Here is an 18697-nt window from a genome sequence, read left to right on the forward strand (position 1 = left end):
TGGTCCTATACTGCAAACTACTTTACGCTTACGGTTAGGATTTGGTAATATATATTTATTTTGCTCCGTATCAAAATGCTTGCAAAAATCATCAATTAAGCAGAAAATCTCCGTAAGAGGGATCATAATATATTCTCCAATTTTGTTGTTATTATTCGAGAACTTTATAATCCCTCCCTTCTTACTTTTCAAATATTCTTTCTCCTAACACACTAGTTTGAAAGAAGGTTTTATTTTTACCATAGCTCACCACCAACAGTTTGTTTATGTTATTACATAATGCTTAGCATTTTGTTTGGTGCTTACGTCAAACTCAGGTTATTTTACAAAGGAAGAATTCATTATTCTTTAAAACAATCAATAGTGCTGAGATACATAGTGGTCTGTATAGTATAGTAAAGACTTGTAGTGAGAACGAGATCAATGCCTTTAAATATTTAAATTGGCTACAAGAGCAGAGTAGCAAAGCAAAGAAGAGTCCTGCGAATTATACGCCTTTTGCCTATGCAAGATATATGAATAATACGGAATTAATCGAGACAGCAGCTTAAACGACAGGAAGCCAATCATTAGAGAATTTGGCAGAACTAGGATTACCATTATGAATAAGAATGTGTAAGGTTCTATAACAAATTTGATAAGATGAATTATCAGATGGGAAAAGTTTTGCGGTAAATTTACCTTTGGATAGGCGTTTAGAGCATAGCCAAAAGCCTTGACCGTCAAAGGACAAAATTTTAATGGCAGTTCTGTTTTTATTATAGAATAAAAACAAGGAACCATTAAGAGGGTCAGAAGAAAGTTTTTGTCTACAAACAGCGATTAAGCCATCGATACCTTTGCGAAAATCGATGGCAATAGTGGTAACAAAAATAACTGACGCCGGGGTTAGTTGCAACATAAAAATGTCTGAATTATGGTTTTTGGTTCTAGTGTTTGGATAATAAGTTTGGTACCATTTGGTTTAATAATGTGACAAGTATAGTGATTTTGTTTGGGGGCAGCTACAGGATCGGTATCTATAGAATATAATAGTTGAAATGGGAGAAAATTAATATTTTGTTGTAGAGCTTGATTTGAAGTTGAGACAGGAGAAGTTTTGAGGGTAGGCTCATGGGCTTTTTTAATTGAACTGATTGTTGCTTTATTAATATTAAGATGTTTAGCTATCTCTTGGTAAGAATAATGATGGAGTAATTGGTAAACTAATTCCTTTAGATGGTTTGGTATAGGATCAAACTTATTAGTTTTAGTTTGACGCCAGGCTTTAAATTGCTGAGCTACTTGCTCAATAGTAATTGATGGTATTTGCATAGTATGGAATCCAAATGTATAAAAAATTCATACTAGCAAAAACATTAGATAAAGTTATGCAGTTTTGCTGCAGGTATACCTTGCACCAAGTGCATACTATTTTTTGCTAAATCTATTCCTATTATAGTATTTTTTATGCTATTATGAGTCTGTCCTATAGTTTGTGTAAGTTGCAAAGAAAGCAGTAAGAGATTACTGTAAAAAAGTAACTTAAGCAAGCAAGGAGGAATTATGGCTAAAAAATTAGATACAGATAAAGATACATTAAACATCAGTAATCAGCTAGTAGAAGAATTATTATCAAAAGCAGATCCATCGGAGTTATTTGGTCGAGATGGTTTATTTCAACAGCTAAAGAAGCAAATAGTTGAGAAAATATTAGCAAGTGAGTTGGATCATGAATTAGGATATTCAAAACATAGCAAGATGCCAAAAGTAGATAATAATCGTCGTAATGGTAGCTATGAGAAGACAGTAATTGATGGGGATGGTCGTAAGCTGACAGTAGAAGTACCAAGAGATCGGGAAGGAGAGTATAATCCTCAATTAATACCAAAAGGGCTGAGGAGATTTAATGGATTTGATGAGAAAGTGATATCCCTTTATGGTCGCGGTATGACAGTCAGCGAGATCCGAGGGCATTTAGAAGAAATATATCAAACTGATGTATCTGGTGACTTGATATCCACCATAACAGATGGGGTAATAGAAGAAGTAACTAGGTGGCAAAATCGTTGTTTAGATAGGGTGTATCCAATATTATACTTGGACTGTATCTATGTAAAATCTAGAGACAATCACATAGTAATAAATAAAGCAGTATATTTAGCACTTGCTGTAAATATAGAAGGGAAAAAGGAGTTACTTGGCATTTGGATAGGCAAAAATGAAGGTGCTAAATTTTGGATGCAAGTAGTTACTGAGTTAAAGAATCGAGGAATTGAACAAATTTATGTTGCTTGTGTGGATGGTTTAAAGGGCTTTCCAGAAGCTATAAGCAGTGTATTCCCGAGTACTATAGTACAATTATGTATTGTACATATGGTTCGCAATTCAGTAAAGTATGTGTCATATAAAGATTTAAAAGAGGTCACATCAGATCTAAAACAAATTTATACAGCTAATAATGACGAAATGGCACGTTTAAAACTTCAGCAATTTGGTGTAAAATGGGATAAAAAATATCCGGTAATTTCTGATATTTGGCAACGTAATTGGTCTGGGATAATACCGTTTTTTGCCTTTCCTGAAGAGAACAGAAAGGTAATTTATACTACTAACACTATAGAATCTGTAAATCGTCAAATTAGAAAAATTATCAAAAATAAGGGGGTGTTTCCAGATGATAAGTCAATTCAAAAAATAATATTTTTATCCTTACAAAATGCAGCCAAAAAATGGACCATGCCTATTAAAGATTGGTCTTTAGCTTTAAATCAATTTGAAATACTTTGTGGAGATTTTCGGCTCTGTACAAATAAGTGTGTAAATTTTTCAAAGGTTATATAAAAATATAATATAACAAAAGGAGAAATTATAATGCGTCACAAACAAAATGAAGCAATGAATCAAGCAATAGATTTATTAATAAATAATGATACAGATATATCAACTTTATTTAAAGAGGATGGTTTATTAAAACAATTAACCAAAAGGCTTGTAGAGAAGGCATTGCAGTCAGAGATGAATAATCACTTAGGATATGATAAATATTGTCATACTGATAGCAATAATGTTCGTAATGGTAGTAAAGTAAAGAATCTAGTAACAAATAATGGAGTTGTAGAGATTGAGGTTCCAAGGGATAGAAGTAGTACATTTGAACCTGCATTAATTCCGAAGCGTCAAAGACGTATTGAAGGATTTGATGATAAAATAATATCGTTATACGCTAAAGGAATGAGCTTATCTGATATTAAGATTCAAATGCAAGAATTGTATGGAGCTGACGTTAGCGAAAGTTTGATAAGTCAAATTACTGATGATGTAATTGAGGATGTCAAGATATGGCAAAGCCGACCATTGGATCGAGTATATGCTATAGTATTTTTTGACTGTTTAGTAGTAAAAGTACGTCAAGATAAACGAATTATCAATAAGTCTGTATATGTAGCATTAGGTATTGATTTATCTGGAAGGAAGGATATTTTAGGATTGTGGAACAGTGAAAATGAAGGAGCTAAATTTTGGCTTGGTAATTTTACTGAGATGAAGAACAGAGGTATGCAAGACATGCTTATTGCTTGCAGTGATAATTTAACCGGTATGTCTGAGGCAATAGAAGCAGTTTTTCCGAAAACCGAACATCAATTATGTATTGTACATCAGATTAGAAATAGTTTAAAATATGTATCATATAAAGACCGAAAAGAATTAGCGGCTGATTTAAAGCCTATATATACTGCTAGCACAGAGGAAGAAGCACATCTTGCTTTAGAATCTTTTGAAGCTAAATGGAGTAAACAGTATCCACAAATTGCTAAATCTTGGTATGTTCATTGGGAAAATTTAATGGTTTTTCTAGAATACCCTGAGGCGATAAGGAAAGTAATATACACAACTAATAGTATAGAATCTGTCAATAGCCAATTACGTAAGGTTACTAAGAATAAAAGGGTTTTTCCAAATGATAATGCCGTTTTTAAGACCTTATATTTGGCAATTGATTATATGACCAAGAAATGGGTTATGCCGATTCCGAACTGGAACGCAGCTATGGCTCACTTTTTGATAAAATTTGAAGGTAGAATTTAAGCCCTATGAAAAATTTACACACTTAATTAGAAAGGCTCTTTGGATCATAGTACCCTACAATTTTTGTAAAGATGGTATTAGGATAGAAAAAAGTTTTTGTTTGGGAGGTATTAATAATGTGGATATTAGCTGCGTTATGGCTGTTGTAGATTGATAAAAAGCATTTTTGATATGATCAAAGCCATAGGTAAATAATGAAAACAATTGTCTTTCAATGGTTTTGTACCGTTTTATTCGGATGGGATTTAAGGCATTTTGTATTATTCCATTTTTGACTATTAAAGCTGAAGCAATAGCAGTTATCACTAATAATTTTTTAAATCTATCCAAGAGTCAATCATTTAATTTGGAGCAGCTGAAAACTATTTTTCAGCTGACTCCGTACAAGTAAAGCATATTTCGCTTCACTCGTCCATACCATCATTCTCGCTTCCCATTGTCATATATGGACGAGTGAATTTGTCAACAAAGAAAATAAAAAAATAGAGCCACAAAGGAAGCGGTCATATATTCGGCATCGAGTGCCATAATGGTTTCTGCATTCTTATAAATATCCTTGAGTGACCTCTCATTCCCACGGCTTCTAGAGCCTCGACATAATTACGGATTTTATTCAGAATACTTATTCATTAACTCTTTAACTTTCGTTCTCTTTATTGTTACTATTCTTTACTCGCAATATTTATCAATTACCAATTTTTATTTAGTTGACATAGTTTCTTCTTTTTTCTCAACTAAACTAATTTGCAACATATTCGCTACCATTGGTGACTACTGCATAAGCAATCCTTGCTAACTTATTTGCTAAACCAACACATATAATATTATATGATTTATTTTCAGCAAATTTCTTCACTGCCCACTGCACGCACTAGTTTATCTTTCGATTCCTTACCACTTTTTGCTCTTATTGCTATTGTCCTTGCGGCTTGAATCAACATAGTTCTGGCATATCTATCTCCCTGTTTGGTAATCCCTCCTAAAACTATCTTATCTCCTGAGCTATGTTGCTTTGGTACCAAACCAAGCGAAGCAGCAAAATCCCTCGGGGTTGGATAACTTTCCATTGGGGCTACACTCAAACAACTAGCATTGATTGCTCCAATGCCAAAAATTGTCTGCAACCTAGTAGCTTTCTCACTTTGCTTATTATTGCTGATAATCAGCTTTTCTAAAGTTTTCTCTTTGTCACATAAATCCTCAATTTCTTTACATTCTAAAAGTAAAATTGACCGTATCCCAGAATTTATATAACCTTTACTATACGCTAACTCTACCTCCAGCCTACATGATTTGCAAAATTTATTTTTACTTAATTTTGTATTATAGCCATATTCACATAAACTTGATATTGTAGAATTAGTTTTTTGTACACGATCTCTGATCGTATTACTTCTAATTTTATGCAAAAATTTTATATCTTGTTCCTCTTTGCTTTTTGGCAGCACAGTTTTTAATTCTGGATCACGAGCCGCTTTGCATATTGCTAACGCATCGTTATAATCATTTTTCTGTTTCGATGTAGCATAAACTTTTACATCTTTTGTTTTCATTAGTTTGACTTGCAAACCAAGCTTAGCAATTTCCTGTGACCAATAATTAGCTCCTCCACATGCTTCCATAGCTACCAATGAACTTTTATCGAGATTGCTTAAATAGGCTATTAACTCATCTCTTGTAACTTTTTGATAACCTATTTTTTTGCCATTTTGATCGACTTGCACCAAGTGCATACTATTTTTTGCTAAATCTATTCCTATTATAGTATTTTTTATGCTATTATTTATCATGGTATGGACCTATTAATTAAATTATTATTTAATTTGGAGCAGCTGAAAACTATTTTTCAGCTGACTCCGTACAAGTAAAGCATATTTCGCTTCACTCGTCCATACCATCATTCCCGCGTAGGCACATAGGCGTTAAGAAAATAAAGTAGAAAAGTTGTCATTGCGAGCCACCGTAGGTGGCGTGGCAATCCATTATTCATTAAACTAGATTGCTTCGTCGACCTACGGTCTCCTCACAATGACGAACGGGTTAGATATAAAATAAATATTAAGCAAGGCTATCAATTAACTTAGCCATGCCTTCTTCATCTAACTCTTCAAAAAAATCATCGTTGATTTGGATAACTGGTGCATTAACACAAGCACCCAAACATTCAACTTCTGTAAGGCTAAACTTTTTATCGCTGGTTAGCTCACCGAAATTAATAGCAAGTTTATTCTTACAGATAGTAGCAATTTTATCGCTACCCCTTAGCCAACAGGGGGTAGTACCACAAATTTGTATGTGATATCGTCCTACTGGTTGTAGATTAAACATGGTATAGAATGTTGCAACTTCATAAGCTCTGATGAAAGGTATATTTAGAAAATTTGCTACATACTCTATCGATGCTTTAGGTAACCAACCATTCATTTGCCGTTGGGCAAGGTCAAGTAATGGTAGGATCGCACTTTTCTGTCTATTTTCAGGATATTTCTTAATAATATCTTGAGCTTTTTTTAGATTTTCATCATTAAAGCTGAAATTTAGTGGTTCATCATTCATCGATCAATTTCTCCAAAAACAATGTCAAGACTGGCAATAATAGTTACCACATCTGCCATCAAATGTCCTCTCGACATAAAGTCTAAACCTTGCAGATGAGCAAATCCAGGGGCTTTAATACGGCATCTATAAGGTTTATTGCTTCCATCAGAGTATAAATATACCCCAAACTCGCCTTTTGGGGCTTCAACAAACCGATATATCTCGCCTTGTGGTACGTTATATCCTTCAGTATAAAGTTTAAAATGATTAATCATTGCTTCCATCGATTCTTTCATTTTCTTTCTTGATGGTGGGGCAATTTTAGGGTCATCAGTTTTAATACTACCTTTCGGTATTTTTTCAAGACATTGTTGTATAATTTTAAGTGATTGGTACATTTCTTCAATGCGAACCAAATACCTATCATAACAATCACCATTTTTGCCAATTGGTATGTCAAAATCTAGTTCACCATATACATCGTACGGATTGGTTTTTCTAAGATCCCATGCGATACCTGAGCCTCGCAGTATTGGACCAGAAAACCCCCAATCCATAGCTTCTTTTTGGCTTACTGCTCCGATATCTACTAGGCGTTGTTTCCAGATCCTATTGTCATTTAACAAAGTTTCAACATCTTGTAATTTTTTAGGAAATTGTTGAATAAAAATATGAATATCTTCTAATATATCATCTGGTAAGTCTTGGGCAACGCCACCAGGTCTAAAATAATTTGCATGCATCCTAGAACCAGATACACGCTCATAGAATTCCATAATTTTTTCACGTTCCTCAAATAACCATAATAGAGGGGTAGTAGCCCCAACATCTAGAGCTTGGGTTGTGATATTAAGGATGTGATTAAGGATACGGGTAAGTTCAGAAAACATCACTCGAATAAACTGAGCTCGTCTTGGAACTTCGCAGCCAAGCAATCCTTCAACTGTTAAAGCAAAGGCATGTTCTTGACACATTGGCGATACGTAATCTAATCGATCAAAGTATGGTATAGCTTGTAGATATGTTTTATACTCAATTAATTTTTCAGTACCACGATGCAATAAGCCAATATGCGGGTCTGCCTTATTGATAACCTCACCATCCATTTCTAAGATTAATCTTAAAACTCCATGGGTAGCTGGATGTTGTGGTCCAAAATTCAGTACAACATTAGACCTCTTGCCTAACTCTACTTCTGCTGGTAATTTGTACGTCGATTCGGTACTCGAATCCTCACGTACACTAGAGTACGCTGCGGTTCGAGGTGAAGCGTCTCCTTCAAATTCCTCAGCATAAGCGAGTTTTGCAAGAGGTCTATTTTTATTATTATCACTCACCTTATTTTAAACTCCGGCAATTATTGTCCTCTATATCTTTGAGTATATACCAAAATTTCTGTCCACTAAGTGAAAAAGTGAAAAAATTATATAATTAATCTTATTTTTCTATTTCTTTTATCAAAGCCTGTTCACCATCAGTAAGAGTTTCTGTAGAAGGCGATTTAGGGTTTTCTTCATCTTTTACTTTAATAGCAGGTAAGTCATAGTGAGGCGGCATTTCTAGAGTTTTGTTACGTCCTACCTTGTATTCATCAGGTCCAGGGGTCACAATTCCTATTGTTTCTTTTACTTCTTTACTGCATGCAGATAACATTATTACAGTAGCAAATAACCAAAAAATTATACGCACTTAATCTCCTTTTAAATTTATATTTTCCTTAAAAGCAAGCTCACGGATCCTATCTGCTTCAGCTTGTATCATAGTGTGATTATATTGAACATCTTGTTGTTGTTCAACAATTTTCTTAGTCTTATAATAATCATGCAATAAGAACATTACTCCTAATGAAATGAAACTATCAGCTAGATTAAATATTGGAAAACCAAAATCTTGATAATGAAAATAAATAAAATCAAATACCGCTCCATTAACAAAACGATCGATCAAATTACCGATAGCCCCACCAATGACAAAGCTATAACCAACAAAGCCTGTCATTGTCTTACATTTTAATAAGATATACCATAAATATATTATAACAACAGAGTTAATAACTATAAACAACATATTGCTATACTGATAATAATTTCGGAACATTCCAAAACTAATACCATGGTTCCAGCTATAAACTATATCTAAAAAGCTTGTTACCTTCATGGTTAGACCAATCTTGCCCCTTAGATAATTTATAAACCACCATTTTACTAATTGATCTATAATTACCAATTTAATAACTATACGGCTATTTTGACGAATAATTAGTAATATTCTTTTTAATGTTAATAGTATATGCATATTACAAACAATTTTACCGCAAATATTGGTTATTAGATTCTAAACAGTCATGGCAATGTAAAAGTCATAGTAAAATGCTAATCGGGCTAGACCCAAATTCTCCTGAATTGACTATATCAAAAAAATCAAATTTTATGACCATAAATTTTTCATTTTATTAAAAAAACTAGCATCATCTTCATCTTTGTCGCTTGACAATTCTGTATCTAGCATCTCTAGTAATTCTTTTTGTTTTTTAGTAAGATTTTTCGGTATCTCAATATGGATGTGGGCAAACATATCCCCTCTAATGGTTGATCTAACCTTAGACATACCTTTACCTTTTAGTCTTAGTTGCTCGCCATTTTGTGTGCCGGCTGGTATTTTTAACTTTACCTTACCGCCTTCTATATCTGGTATTTCTATTTCTCCACCTAAAATAGCTTTAATGAAACTAATAGGTAGTCGACAATGCAAATTAATTCCATCAACTTTATACAGGTCATGTGGCTTAATAGTAACAAAAATATACAAATCTCCATTACTACCTCCTCGCATTCCGGCATCTCCTTCACCAGTAAGTCTTATTCTTGTGCCTTCCTCAATACCAGCTGGAATATTTACCAATAAATTCCTATGTTGTGAATGACGCCCTTGACCATGACATTTTTTACATGGATTTTTAATTATTTGCCCTACACCTTGGCATTTTGCACAAGTTTGTTCTAAGGTAAAGAAACCCTGCTGTATTCTTGTAGCTCCGTGTCCTCCACAAGTATCACATTTGGTCATGCCAGTATCATTATTTTCTGAACCGCTACCGTTACATGGGGAACACTTTACTTCACTAGTAAAGCTAATATTCTTCTCGATACCACGAAATGCTTCTGACAAAGTAACTGTGATCTCATATTTTAAATCTGAACCTCTAACGCTAGTGGACTGGTGCGACTTTCTTGCCCCGCCGCCCATAAAATCATTAAAAAACTCACCAAATATATCATTCAAATCATGATTTCCCCCTCTAGAAGCCTGCCTTCCAGCTGACGATGCTGCTCCTGAATTATGAAAAGCCTTATGTCCAAAACGATCATATGCTGCTCTTTTCTGCTCATCTTTTAGTATATCATAAGCACTACTTATTTCCTTAAACTTTTTTTCTGCTTGTTGATCCTGTGAATTACGGTCAGGATGATATTGCATAGCTAATTTATGATAAGCCTTCTTTATTTCTGCTTGGCTAGCAGTTTTATTAACTCCAAGTACTTGGTAATAATCTTTTGTAGACATAATAAGGATATCTTATTTTAAATTTTATTTTTAGCCAAAACATCATTGCGAGCGAACGTATGTGAGCGTGGCAATCCATAAATTGTCATATGGATTGCTTCGAGGCTAACGCCTCCTCGCAATCTGATGTATCCCCACGAAATTAAGCACGACAAAGCTCCGTCTTTATAATAGATGCCAGGGGTTCTACCAATGGTTTTATGGCATGCAAATAATTAAATTCAATAATAAATTTCCCAAGGGTAAAATACGAATAAATCTTTTTATCTTTTACTGTGTTAGGTTGGAAAATTCTTTGCATACCTTGGCTATAGCCTACCACACCTATAACCCAATATGTTATAATAACAATGGCAGATAGTAACATTAAAACTCCCCATCTATTCACATCTAAAGTTCGAATATATCTTCCAGCAAGACCAAATTTATGACTTTTTATCACTCGAAACGTCTCCTCTATTTGCATACGTTTGCTATATAACCTCACTATTTCCGCTCCCTTATATTCATCAGAACTTAAGTTAGTTACCAATATCCAAGGTTCTTTTGCAGCTTTGTTATATGAACCATTTGCTGTTTTACTGCTAGTACGATTCCTGCTAACCTTCTGCACTCGACCCTTAGGGACTTTGCAAGTTGTAACCATTCTGCAGGAATATTTATGAGCTTTGGTTAGCAGAATCGTACCACATTCCATCGTTTTTGAACCAATTGATGGCATGAAATTTTCAACTGATATCCAATCCTCATTCTTAGCTAATTTTAAATCTTTTCCTTGTCGTACCCGACACACCCAACTCCACCCTTGTTTTTCTATTTCCTTAAACCATTCAATATGAAAGCCAGCGTCCATAATCACAATAACCCTTTTTCCATCAGGTATTATACTCTTTAATTTATTTAAAAATTCTACCGTTCTGCCCTTTAATTCACCTTCTTCAAACACATCTTGATACAAAGGTAAACTCATCCCTCTTGTACAAAATTGAGCACTTAGCATTTGTACCATGCGATCATCTTTAAGATAACATAAATCAATCACAACACTGTCATCATTAGAATGCTTGATAAACTCAAATATGAAATATGATAAAGCACTATAGAGATTATCAACCTCGTTATATAAATGTTTGTTACCTATACATCTATCAACTTTTTTTATTTTATGTTTTACTTTACTATCACCACTCAAGTTCCTGCCAATTGCACTCAAAGACAAATTCTGACTATATCGCAAGCCTTCTGCAACATCAAGTAACGCATTTAAACGATTATTATGTATAAAAGGACAATGTTCTTTTATTGTCCCAAAATTTGGTTAAAACCTCCGGCTTCAGCCGGAAAAGACTTCAGTCCTTGTTCTAAAATATTTCAATTTACTAATGTTATCATATATATTATTCTCTGAATAGAGAATAATATATATGACTGATTATAGTAAGTCTAGCCACACCGTATTTTACCACCGCTTCCATATCGTTTGGATTACTAAGTATCGATACAAAGTACTCACAGGTAACCTCAGGATTAGAATTAGAGAAATTATTGCTCAGGTAGCAGAATATCTTGGTATCAAAATCATCAATGGAATATTATCTGCCGATCATGTCCATATTATGGCTGAAATTCCACCTCATATATCCATTAGTCAGTTTGTTAAAGCAGCTAAAGGACGTTCATCATATAAAATTCAGCAAGAATTTCCTGAAATTAGAAAAACTTACTGGGGACGCCACTTTTGGGCTAGGGGCTTCTTTAGCTCAACCAGTGGTAATGTCACTGATGATATAATCAATAACTACATTAACAATCATTCAGATGCACATCAGCCTAATAATGTAATGAATATCTCTTTAGAGTAAATCCGTGACTTCTAGTCGCAACTTCAACCTACCAGCTTCAGCTGGTTAGTTATTGAGTACTTCATTTAATACTGTTTTTACATCCATAACCTACTATCTCCATCATCATTAAATAATGAAGATATTCTATCAATTCTTGCTATTTTGCAACAATTTCGTGGGGATACATCAGCTCGCAATGACGGTTGGGATGTATATACGTCATTGCGAGACCATGTAAATGGTTGAAGCAATCCATTGTTCATTAAACTAGATTGCTTCGGAGGTTTACACCTCCTCGCAATGGCATAGTAATTACTTATTACTTACATCCTCGTAATTAGCATCAACTACTTTATCGTCATCACTTGCCTTAGCTTCTGCATTACTATCATCTTCTGACGGAGATTTATACATAGCTTCTCCAATTTTCATGCTTGCTGCCATAAGAGCGTCAGTTTTCGCTTTAATTTCTTCAGGATTATCTGACTCTAAAGCTGCCTTTAACTCTGTTATAGCATTTTCTACTTGTTGTTTATCACTAACTGATATTTTACCATCATATTCTTTTAGAGTCTTTTCAGTTGAATAAATCAAGCTATCGGCATTATTTTTAGCTTCAATTAATTCACGACGCTTTTTATCCTCATCAGCATTTTTTTCCGCATCTTTGACCATTTGTTCAATTTCTGCATCACTAAGCCCTCCGGAAGCCTGGATAGTTACTTTTTGTTCTTTACCACTAGCTTTATCTTTGGCAGAAACGTGAACTATACCATTAACATCGATATCAAAGGTTACTTCAATTTGTGGTGCTCCTCGTGGGGCAGGGGGAATACCATCAAGATTAAATTGCCCAAGCAGCTTATTAGCAGCTGCCATTTCCCGTTCACCTTGGAATACTCTAATCGTTACCGCATGTTGGTTATCGTCCGCTGTAGAGAATGTTTGACTTTTCTTGGTAGGAATAGTTGTATTACGATCAATCAGCCTAGTAAATACCCCCCCAAGAGTTTCAATACCTAAAGATAAAGGGGTAACATCTAGTAATAATATATCAGTAACTTCTTTGTTTAATACCCCACCTTGAATAGCAGCCCCTAGAGCTACGACTTCATCAGGATTTACTCCTCTATGTGGTTCGCGACCAAAAAATTCTTTTACCTTGTCAATAACTTTTGGCATTCTAGTCATACCGCCAACTAGCACTACTTCCTGAATATCTGAGGCTTTTAGCCCAGCATCTTTTAAAGCTTTCTTACATGGTTCTATTGTATCATCAATTAGCGTTGCCACTAAAGATTCTAATTTTGCTCTAGTAAATTTTATATTTAAATGTTTAGGACCTGAACTATCAGCTGTAATATATGGTAAATTAACATCGGTTTGCGGTACAGATGATAATTCTTTTTTAGCTTTTTCTGCAGCTTCTTTCAAACGCTGTAAAGCTAAAGGATCTTTGCGTAAATCCATACCGCTTTCTTTCTTAAATTCATCGATTAAATAATCTAGAATTCTCGAATCAAAATCTTCCCCACCAAGGAAAGTATTACCGTTGGTAGATTTAACCTCAAATACTCCGTTACCTATTTCTAAAATTGATACGTCAAACGTACCGCCACCAAGATCATAAACTGCAATTATTTTGCTTTCAGCTTTATCAAAACCATATGCTAAAGCTGCAGCTGTTGGTTCGTTGATTATCCGTAATACGTCCAAGCCAGCAATTTTTCCAGCATCTTTGGTTGCTTGACGTTGTGCATCGTTAAAATATGCTGGTACAGTAATAACTGCTTGCGTTACCTTTTCACCAAGATAATTTTCAGCTGTTTCCTTCATTTTTTGCAGAATATAAGCACTAATTTGACTAGGTGAATATTTTTCTCCGTTAACTTCAACCCAAGCATCATTATTAGCAGCTTTTACGATTTGGTACGGTACAAGGTCTTGATCTTTTTTAACCATAGGATCAGAGAAATTTCTACCTATCAATCTTTTAACGCCATATAAAGTATTCTTTGGATTGGTCACAGCTTGACGCTTTGCTGGTTCGCCAATTAATTTTTCACCACCGCTAGCAAATCCTACCATTGAGGGAGTCGTTCTAACTCCTTCGGCATTTGCTATAACTTTCGGTTCTTTCCCTTCCATTACTGCAACGCAGGAATTTGTTGTTCCTAAATCTATACCTATAATTTTTGCCATATACACTCCTAATTCCGATTAAACAATTCAACTTAACAAGTTCTGATATAGTAATTTACAATCTATTTTACAAGAGGTGGTGGTGAAAAAAAATCATGAGAATACCCACTATATGGGAGTAGGGTAGGGCATTTAGACGAATCACCTATTTCACTTTGCACATTTCTGCGATTTTGAATTCCCTTAACTCTTTCTTTATTAGAACCTTCTCTTACTTCGATTAATCTTTGTGCTAGATATTTTAACTTAGAACTTTCAGTATAAAGAACCATATGCTTAAAAAACTTTGTAAACTTACCCACTAGCTTATTACCACCATTCCAATACAGAACCTCAATCATCAGCATTTCATTAGGTTTTAGCCTGAATATTGCATGAAAGAATAGAGACAAAACCCTTGTAATACTATATAATATCAGTGTTAAAAGAAGATTACATAGAGGGTTTTGCCATGACAAATTGTACAGGATTAATTTACCAATCGAAAGTAAAAAATCGTCAAATAGAAATAAATTTCACAGGAGGTAATATTAGTAGCGATGGAGGTGTATTATTGCTAAGAGAAGCAGATAAAAGACTTGGTCTAACTAATGAACTGGCTAAGATTTTTCCTGATAAGCGAGATTCTGATAAAATTACTCATACTATTTTAACAATGCTCAAACAGCGTATTTATGGTATTGCTCTTGGTTATGAAGATTTAAATGATCACGATAATTTAAGAAAATGTCCAGCTTTGCAAACAAGTATAGACACACTGGACGATATGGCTAGTAGCTCTACTTTATGCCGTTTAGAAAATAAAGCAGATCGTGGATTTGCTCTTAAAGCTCATAAGGTGATGATTGACAAGTTTGTCGAATCTCATAAAACCGTGCCGAAACAATTAATACTTGATTTTGATGCCACTGATGATGAAATTTATGGCAATCAAGAGGGGAAGTTTTATCATGGATATTATCGTCATAATTGCTTTCTACCTTTATATGTTTTTTGTGGAAAAAAGCTGTTAGTAAGCAATCTTCGCAGCTCAAAGCTAGAACAAGCAAAGCATAGCTGGGCAATATTATCTCTATTAGTCAAGCGTTTTCATCAATCGTGGCCTGAAGTAGAGATTATTTTTCGTGGTGATGGTGGATTTTGTCGTCATCAGATGCTGGATTGGTGTGATGAAAATAATGTAAAATATATAGTCGGAATAGCCCAAAATACTAGACTCAACAAGCTGCTTGAGCCATTGATGCAACAATCTAACGAAGCCTTCACAATTAGCAAAGAGAAGCAACGCTTTTTTAGTGAATTTAAATATAAAGCTGATAGCTGGAGTCGTCATCGTAAGATAGTTGGTAAAGCAGAAGTAATTAGCCTTGGTGAGAATCCAAGATATATAGTAACTAATTTAGCAGGTAAGCCAGAAGATTTATATGATAAAATTTACTGTGCACGTGGAGATATGGAAAATCGTATAAAAGAGCAACAGTTAGAGCTATTTGCCGATCGCACTTCATGCCATAAATGGTGGGCTAATCAACTCAGACTAATTGCAATAATTAACACGGTGTGTTTATCCAGTCTCTATACATAATTGATTTTACTAAATCTACATTATGAGCAAATTGATTCCAAGCGTAACAAGCCATAGTGACGATATCTTCATATACACCATAACATTGGTTAGACAAGAAATGATTTTTGATCCATTCCCAAACTTGTTCCATTGCATTAAGTTCCGGTGCATAGGGCGGAAGCGGTATCAAAGTGATATTGCTTGGCACAGTTAGTTTTTTGGCTGTGTGCCAACCTGCATTATCCGTTAGTAAAGCTATATGTCGGTTGCCTTGAATACTGCGAGAAAGCTCTTCTAAGAATTTATTCATTGCCTGTGTGTTTGCATATGGTAAAATTAATGCAAAAGCTTCTCCTGTATCATGGCAAGCAGCTCCATAAATATATGTTGAAATGAATTGCTGTTGCCGAACTTTACGGGGTCTAGTGCCACGCTTAGCCCATATACGAGTTAAGCTACCTTGTTGCCCAACTCGAGTTTCATCCTGAGACCATATATCAACTTTACATCTATCGATATTTTTTGGTAATAATTTTGTTAACATGTCTGGGAAGTTTTTTTATATGTATTTTGAGTCTCTTGATTTGACTTTGGATGCATTGAACGAGAAGTAATCCAGCTAAAACCAAGGCGGTGCATAGTATTGTAGACTGTTTTTAAAGCGCATTTAGCACCATATTTCTCAAGTAACATGATATGTAGCTCCTTTCCAGTTATATACCCACCAGTTTTACTTTCACTGAGCGTATTGATTTTATCAAAAAGAGCAGACTCTTGTATAGTGTTAATCTTCCTAGGGGCGCCGCTTCTTTGTGATTCAAATAATCCTTCAAAACCATGATTCCTAAATCTTCTGAGCCATGATTGCACAGTTTTCCAGTGTGACTTCACTATTTCAGATATGGCTTTTAAAGATTTGCCTAATTGAAGGTGATACATCGCCAATAAACGTATACGATTTCGACCATGCGGCTCATGTTTCATCATTTTTATAAAATCATGACCATGAAAACCTTGTGGTAATATTAACCTAGCCATTTGAGTACCTTTATCAGTTAAAAACCCATTTTACACCACTGCGTTAATTATTGCAATTGGTATGATAAGTTTTTACAAGGTACTGAATTAGCTAAAGCCTTGGTAGGAACGGTGCGTTTAAAATTGTTCAAAATTGGAGCAGTAATTATTAGAAATACTAGGAGCATTAAATTCTTGTTGTCTTCATCTTATCCTTACCAACATATATGGGATAGTGTTATGAAAAAATTAGCTATAGAATAAGCTAATATGGTACTGTCCCCGGTACAATAAAAAATGGGGGTAAGGGGGGATTTTATCTTAAATCAGGAAGAATTGCATATCTAGACATAATTTAAGTGAAAATTAACATATCCATGACCACTTATAAGCGATATTGCCATTTTATTTTTATAAATACCACCTTCATGCAATATCCAGGCTAGAGACTTCTTTGATGGTTCTTTACTGTTTGATATTATTTCTCTATCTAATAATTTTACAATTACCCCAAATGTGCTATGTTTGTATATGGCATAAATTATAGTCAATTCAGGAGAGTTTATGGCTAGGAACGATGGAGCGACGCCTATAAATAATAGGTGAGCATTGAGCGACAACGTCACCAATTTCTTATCAATTGACTATAACAAGAAAATAAATTGTAAAACATACTTAGTGCTACAAATTTTTGGTGTATAATGAAATGAAAATAATTAATTACCTGAAGTCTTTTTTGTTATTTGAAATACTATCAGGGCTTAGTCTAACTTTGAGGTATTTCTTTAAACCTAAAGTAACGATAAATTATCCCTATGAAAAGGGGCGGATAAGCCCAAGATTTAAGGGTGAACATGCATTAAGGCGTTACGCTAATGGTGAAGAGCGTTGTATTGCCTGTAAGCTTTGCGAAGCAATTTGCCCAGCTCAGGCTATTATTATTGAGGCAAAAGAAAGAGCAGATGGTAGTAGGCGTACTACTAGATATGATATTGATATGACTAAGTGCATTTATTGTGGTCTATGCCAAGAAGCATGCCCAGTTGATGCGATAGTGGAAGGTCCTAATTTTGAATTTGCTACTATTAGTCATCAAGAATTGCTTTATGATAAAGAAAAATTATTGAAGAATGGTGATATGTGGGAGCAAGAATTAGCAATTAAGCTACATAATGATTATAAATATAAATAATTACTGGTAGATAATTATGGAAATGTTTTTTTATTTATTTGCCGGGCTAATGGTTATAAGTAGTGTTTTGGTGGTCATGAGTAAAAATCCTGTTTATTCTGTGTTATGGCTGATCTTTACTTTCTGTAACGGTTCAGGGCTAATGATTCTATTAGGAGCAGAATTTTTAGCAATGATGTTGGTTGTAATATATGTTGGAGCAGTAGCAGTATTGTTTTTGTTTGTTATAATGATGTTGAATATTTGTTTTATGGATATTATTGTACAATTCAAAAAAAACTTATTGATCAGTATGACTGTAGCACTCATTATGTTTGCTGATCTTGTTTTGATAATTTGCTTAGGTGTACAAGGTATAGTGTTAGATAATATGGGTTCTTCAGAGATAGCTAACCATACTAGAGTCAATTCAGGAGAATTTGGGGCTAGGAGCGATGGAGTGACGCCTATAAGTAATAGGCGAGTGACGAGCGACAACGTCCCCAACTTCTCATCAATTGACTCTAATACTCATGCTATTGGACAAGTACTATATACTGAATATATTTTACCTTTCCAAATTTCAGGTATTATTCTATTTATGGCAATGATATCTTGTATTACTCTAACTATTAGGCATCGTAGTGGAGTTAAGAGGCAGGATATTGCCAAGCAACATGCTAAAAACAAGGATAATTGTATATTAATGGTTAAACCGCGTTTAAG

Annotated in this window: 21 protein-coding genes and 2 pseudogenes; 7 read left to right on the plus strand and 16 right to left on the minus strand. The window is 34.4% G+C overall.

The genetic code is table 11. The features are described 5' to 3' along the window. Window positions 1–3 precede the first annotated feature (3 nt). The 3 genes and pseudogenes from NBW66_RS14545 to NBW66_RS07990 form a co-directional block, all read right to left on the minus strand. A pseudogene (locus tag NBW66_RS14545) lies at window positions 4–126 on the minus strand (IS982 family transposase); the annotation flags it as partial. Window positions 127–547: 421 nt separating this feature from the next. Next, window positions 548–901 carry an IS66 family insertion sequence element accessory protein TnpB gene (gene tnpB, locus NBW66_RS07985; protein WP_250310638.1) on the minus strand — a complete coding sequence of 118 codons (354 nt, stop codon included), beginning with the start codon at window positions 899–901 and terminating at the stop codon, window positions 548–550. Continuing rightward, window positions 889–1314 (minus strand): hypothetical protein, encoded by a 426-nt coding sequence (locus NBW66_RS07990; RefSeq protein ID WP_250310639.1) that lies wholly within the window; start codon window positions 1312–1314, stop codon window positions 889–891. Before NBW66_RS07990 ends, tnpB begins: the two co-directional genes overlap by 13 nt. A 231-nt stretch (window positions 1315–1545) precedes the next feature. Here NBW66_RS07990 and NBW66_RS07995 point away from each other — a divergent pair, with 231 nt between their 5' ends. Together NBW66_RS07995 and NBW66_RS08000 are read left to right on the plus strand one after the other, a co-directional pair. Beyond that, window positions 1546–2823, plus strand: coding sequence for an IS256 family transposase (locus NBW66_RS07995; protein WP_250310640.1), 1278 nt, complete (start codon window positions 1546–1548; stop codon window positions 2821–2823). Between the two features lie 30 nt (window positions 2824–2853). Then, window positions 2854–4068, plus strand: coding sequence for an IS256 family transposase (locus tag NBW66_RS08000; protein WP_250310568.1), 1215 nt, complete (start codon window positions 2854–2856; stop codon window positions 4066–4068). 54 nt (window positions 4069–4122) lie between these two features. Here the strand turns inward: NBW66_RS08000 and NBW66_RS08005 are convergent, their stop codons facing one another. From NBW66_RS08005 to NBW66_RS08040, 9 genes are all read right to left on the minus strand, one after another. Then, window positions 4123–4398 (minus strand): hypothetical protein, encoded by a 276-nt coding sequence (locus tag NBW66_RS08005; RefSeq protein WP_250310641.1) that lies wholly within the window; start codon window positions 4396–4398, stop codon window positions 4123–4125. Between the two features lie 409 nt (window positions 4399–4807). Next, complete coding sequence (locus NBW66_RS14550; protein ID WP_284346674.1) at window positions 4808–4936, minus strand: hypothetical protein; 129 nt, start codon at window positions 4934–4936, stop codon at window positions 4808–4810. Beyond that, a complete protein-coding gene (locus NBW66_RS08010) occupies window positions 4908–5858 on the minus strand; it encodes an IS110 family RNA-guided transposase (protein WP_250310642.1) in 951 nt (316 codons plus the stop codon). Before NBW66_RS08010 ends, NBW66_RS14550 begins: the two co-directional genes overlap by 29 nt. 268 nt (window positions 5859–6126) lie before the next feature. Next, window positions 6127–6624: an NADH-quinone oxidoreductase subunit NuoE gene (gene nuoE / locus NBW66_RS08015; RefSeq protein ID WP_250310643.1), complete on the minus strand. Its 498-nt coding sequence runs from the start codon at window positions 6622–6624 to the stop codon at window positions 6127–6129. Beyond that, window positions 6621–7769, minus strand: coding sequence for an NADH dehydrogenase (quinone) subunit D (nuoD, locus tag NBW66_RS08020; protein ID WP_410525833.1), 1149 nt, complete (start codon window positions 7767–7769; stop codon window positions 6621–6623). Before nuoD ends, nuoE begins: the two co-directional genes overlap by 4 nt. Before the next feature lie 274 nt (window positions 7770–8043). Continuing rightward, window positions 8044–8259, minus strand: coding sequence for a DUF3035 domain-containing protein (locus NBW66_RS08025; protein WP_250310645.1), 216 nt, complete (start codon window positions 8257–8259; stop codon window positions 8044–8046). A gap of 36 nt (window positions 8260–8295) precedes the next feature. Further along, on the minus strand, window positions 8296–8895 hold the full coding sequence (lspA, locus tag NBW66_RS08030) for a signal peptidase II (RefSeq protein WP_250312164.1): 600 nt from the start codon (window positions 8893–8895) through the stop codon (window positions 8296–8298). A 138-nt stretch (window positions 8896–9033) separates the two neighbouring features. After that, window positions 9034–10170, minus strand: coding sequence for a molecular chaperone DnaJ (gene dnaJ, locus NBW66_RS08035; protein WP_250310646.1), 1137 nt, complete (start codon window positions 10168–10170; stop codon window positions 9034–9036). Between the two features lie 142 nt (window positions 10171–10312). Then, on the minus strand, window positions 10313–11407 hold the full coding sequence (locus NBW66_RS08040; protein WP_250310647.1) for an IS4 family transposase: 1095 nt from the start codon (window positions 11405–11407) through the stop codon (window positions 10313–10315). Between the two features lie 187 nt (window positions 11408–11594). On the opposite strand from NBW66_RS08040, the gene tnpA reads away from it, so the two are divergent. Then, a complete protein-coding gene (gene tnpA, locus NBW66_RS08045; RefSeq protein ID WP_250310592.1) occupies window positions 11595–12032 on the plus strand; it encodes an IS200/IS605 family transposase in 438 nt (145 codons plus the stop codon). A gap of 294 nt (window positions 12033–12326) precedes the next feature. Here the strand turns inward: tnpA and dnaK are convergent, their stop codons facing one another. After that, window positions 12327–14216, minus strand: a complete 1890-nt coding sequence (dnaK, locus tag NBW66_RS08050; RefSeq protein WP_250310648.1) for a molecular chaperone DnaK — start codon at window positions 14214–14216, stop codon at window positions 12327–12329. A gap of 62 nt (window positions 14217–14278) precedes the next feature. After that, window positions 14279–14557 carry a hypothetical protein gene (locus NBW66_RS08055; RefSeq protein WP_250310649.1) on the minus strand — a complete coding sequence of 93 codons (279 nt, stop codon included), beginning with the start codon at window positions 14555–14557 and terminating at the stop codon, window positions 14279–14281. Window positions 14558–14634: 77 nt separating this feature from the next. Here NBW66_RS08055 and NBW66_RS08060 point away from each other — a divergent pair, with 77 nt between their 5' ends. Then, complete coding sequence (locus NBW66_RS08060) at window positions 14635–15801, plus strand: IS1380 family transposase (protein ID WP_250310650.1); 1167 nt, start codon at window positions 14635–14637, stop codon at window positions 15799–15801. On the opposite strand, the gene NBW66_RS08065 is transcribed toward NBW66_RS08060, so the two are convergent. After that, window positions 15767–16327, minus strand: a complete 561-nt coding sequence (locus NBW66_RS08065; RefSeq protein WP_250310543.1) for an IS630 family transposase — start codon at window positions 16325–16327, stop codon at window positions 15767–15769. The genes NBW66_RS08060 and NBW66_RS08065 overlap by 35 nt on opposite strands. Further along, the gene (locus NBW66_RS08070) at window positions 16321–16821 is read right to left on the minus strand and encodes a helix-turn-helix domain-containing protein (RefSeq protein ID WP_250310651.1); all 501 of its coding nucleotides are present in this window, start codon (window positions 16819–16821) and stop codon (window positions 16321–16323) included. The genes NBW66_RS08065 and NBW66_RS08070 overlap by 7 nt, the downstream gene beginning before the upstream one ends. Before the next feature lie 27 nt (window positions 16822–16848). On the opposite strand from NBW66_RS08070, the gene NBW66_RS14555 reads away from it, so the two are divergent. The 3 genes and pseudogenes from NBW66_RS14555 to NBW66_RS08085 all read left to right on the plus strand — a co-directional run. Beyond that, complete coding sequence (locus NBW66_RS14555; RefSeq protein WP_284346747.1) at window positions 16849–17064, plus strand: transposase; 216 nt, start codon at window positions 16849–16851, stop codon at window positions 17062–17064. A gap of 448 nt (window positions 17065–17512) precedes the next feature. After that, complete coding sequence (nuoI, locus tag NBW66_RS08080) at window positions 17513–17992, plus strand: NADH-quinone oxidoreductase subunit NuoI (RefSeq protein ID WP_250312165.1); 480 nt, start codon at window positions 17513–17515, stop codon at window positions 17990–17992. A gap of 16 nt (window positions 17993–18008) precedes the next feature. Continuing rightward, a pseudogene (locus NBW66_RS08085) lies at window positions 18009–18642 on the plus strand (NADH-quinone oxidoreductase subunit J); the annotation flags it as partial. Between the last annotated feature and the right edge of the window lie 55 nt (window positions 18643–18697).

Origin of the sequence: Rickettsia endosymbiont of Oedothorax gibbosus (genome assembly GCF_936269705.1) — a bacterium.
GTDB lineage: Bacteria > Pseudomonadota > Alphaproteobacteria > Rickettsiales > Rickettsiaceae > Tisiphia.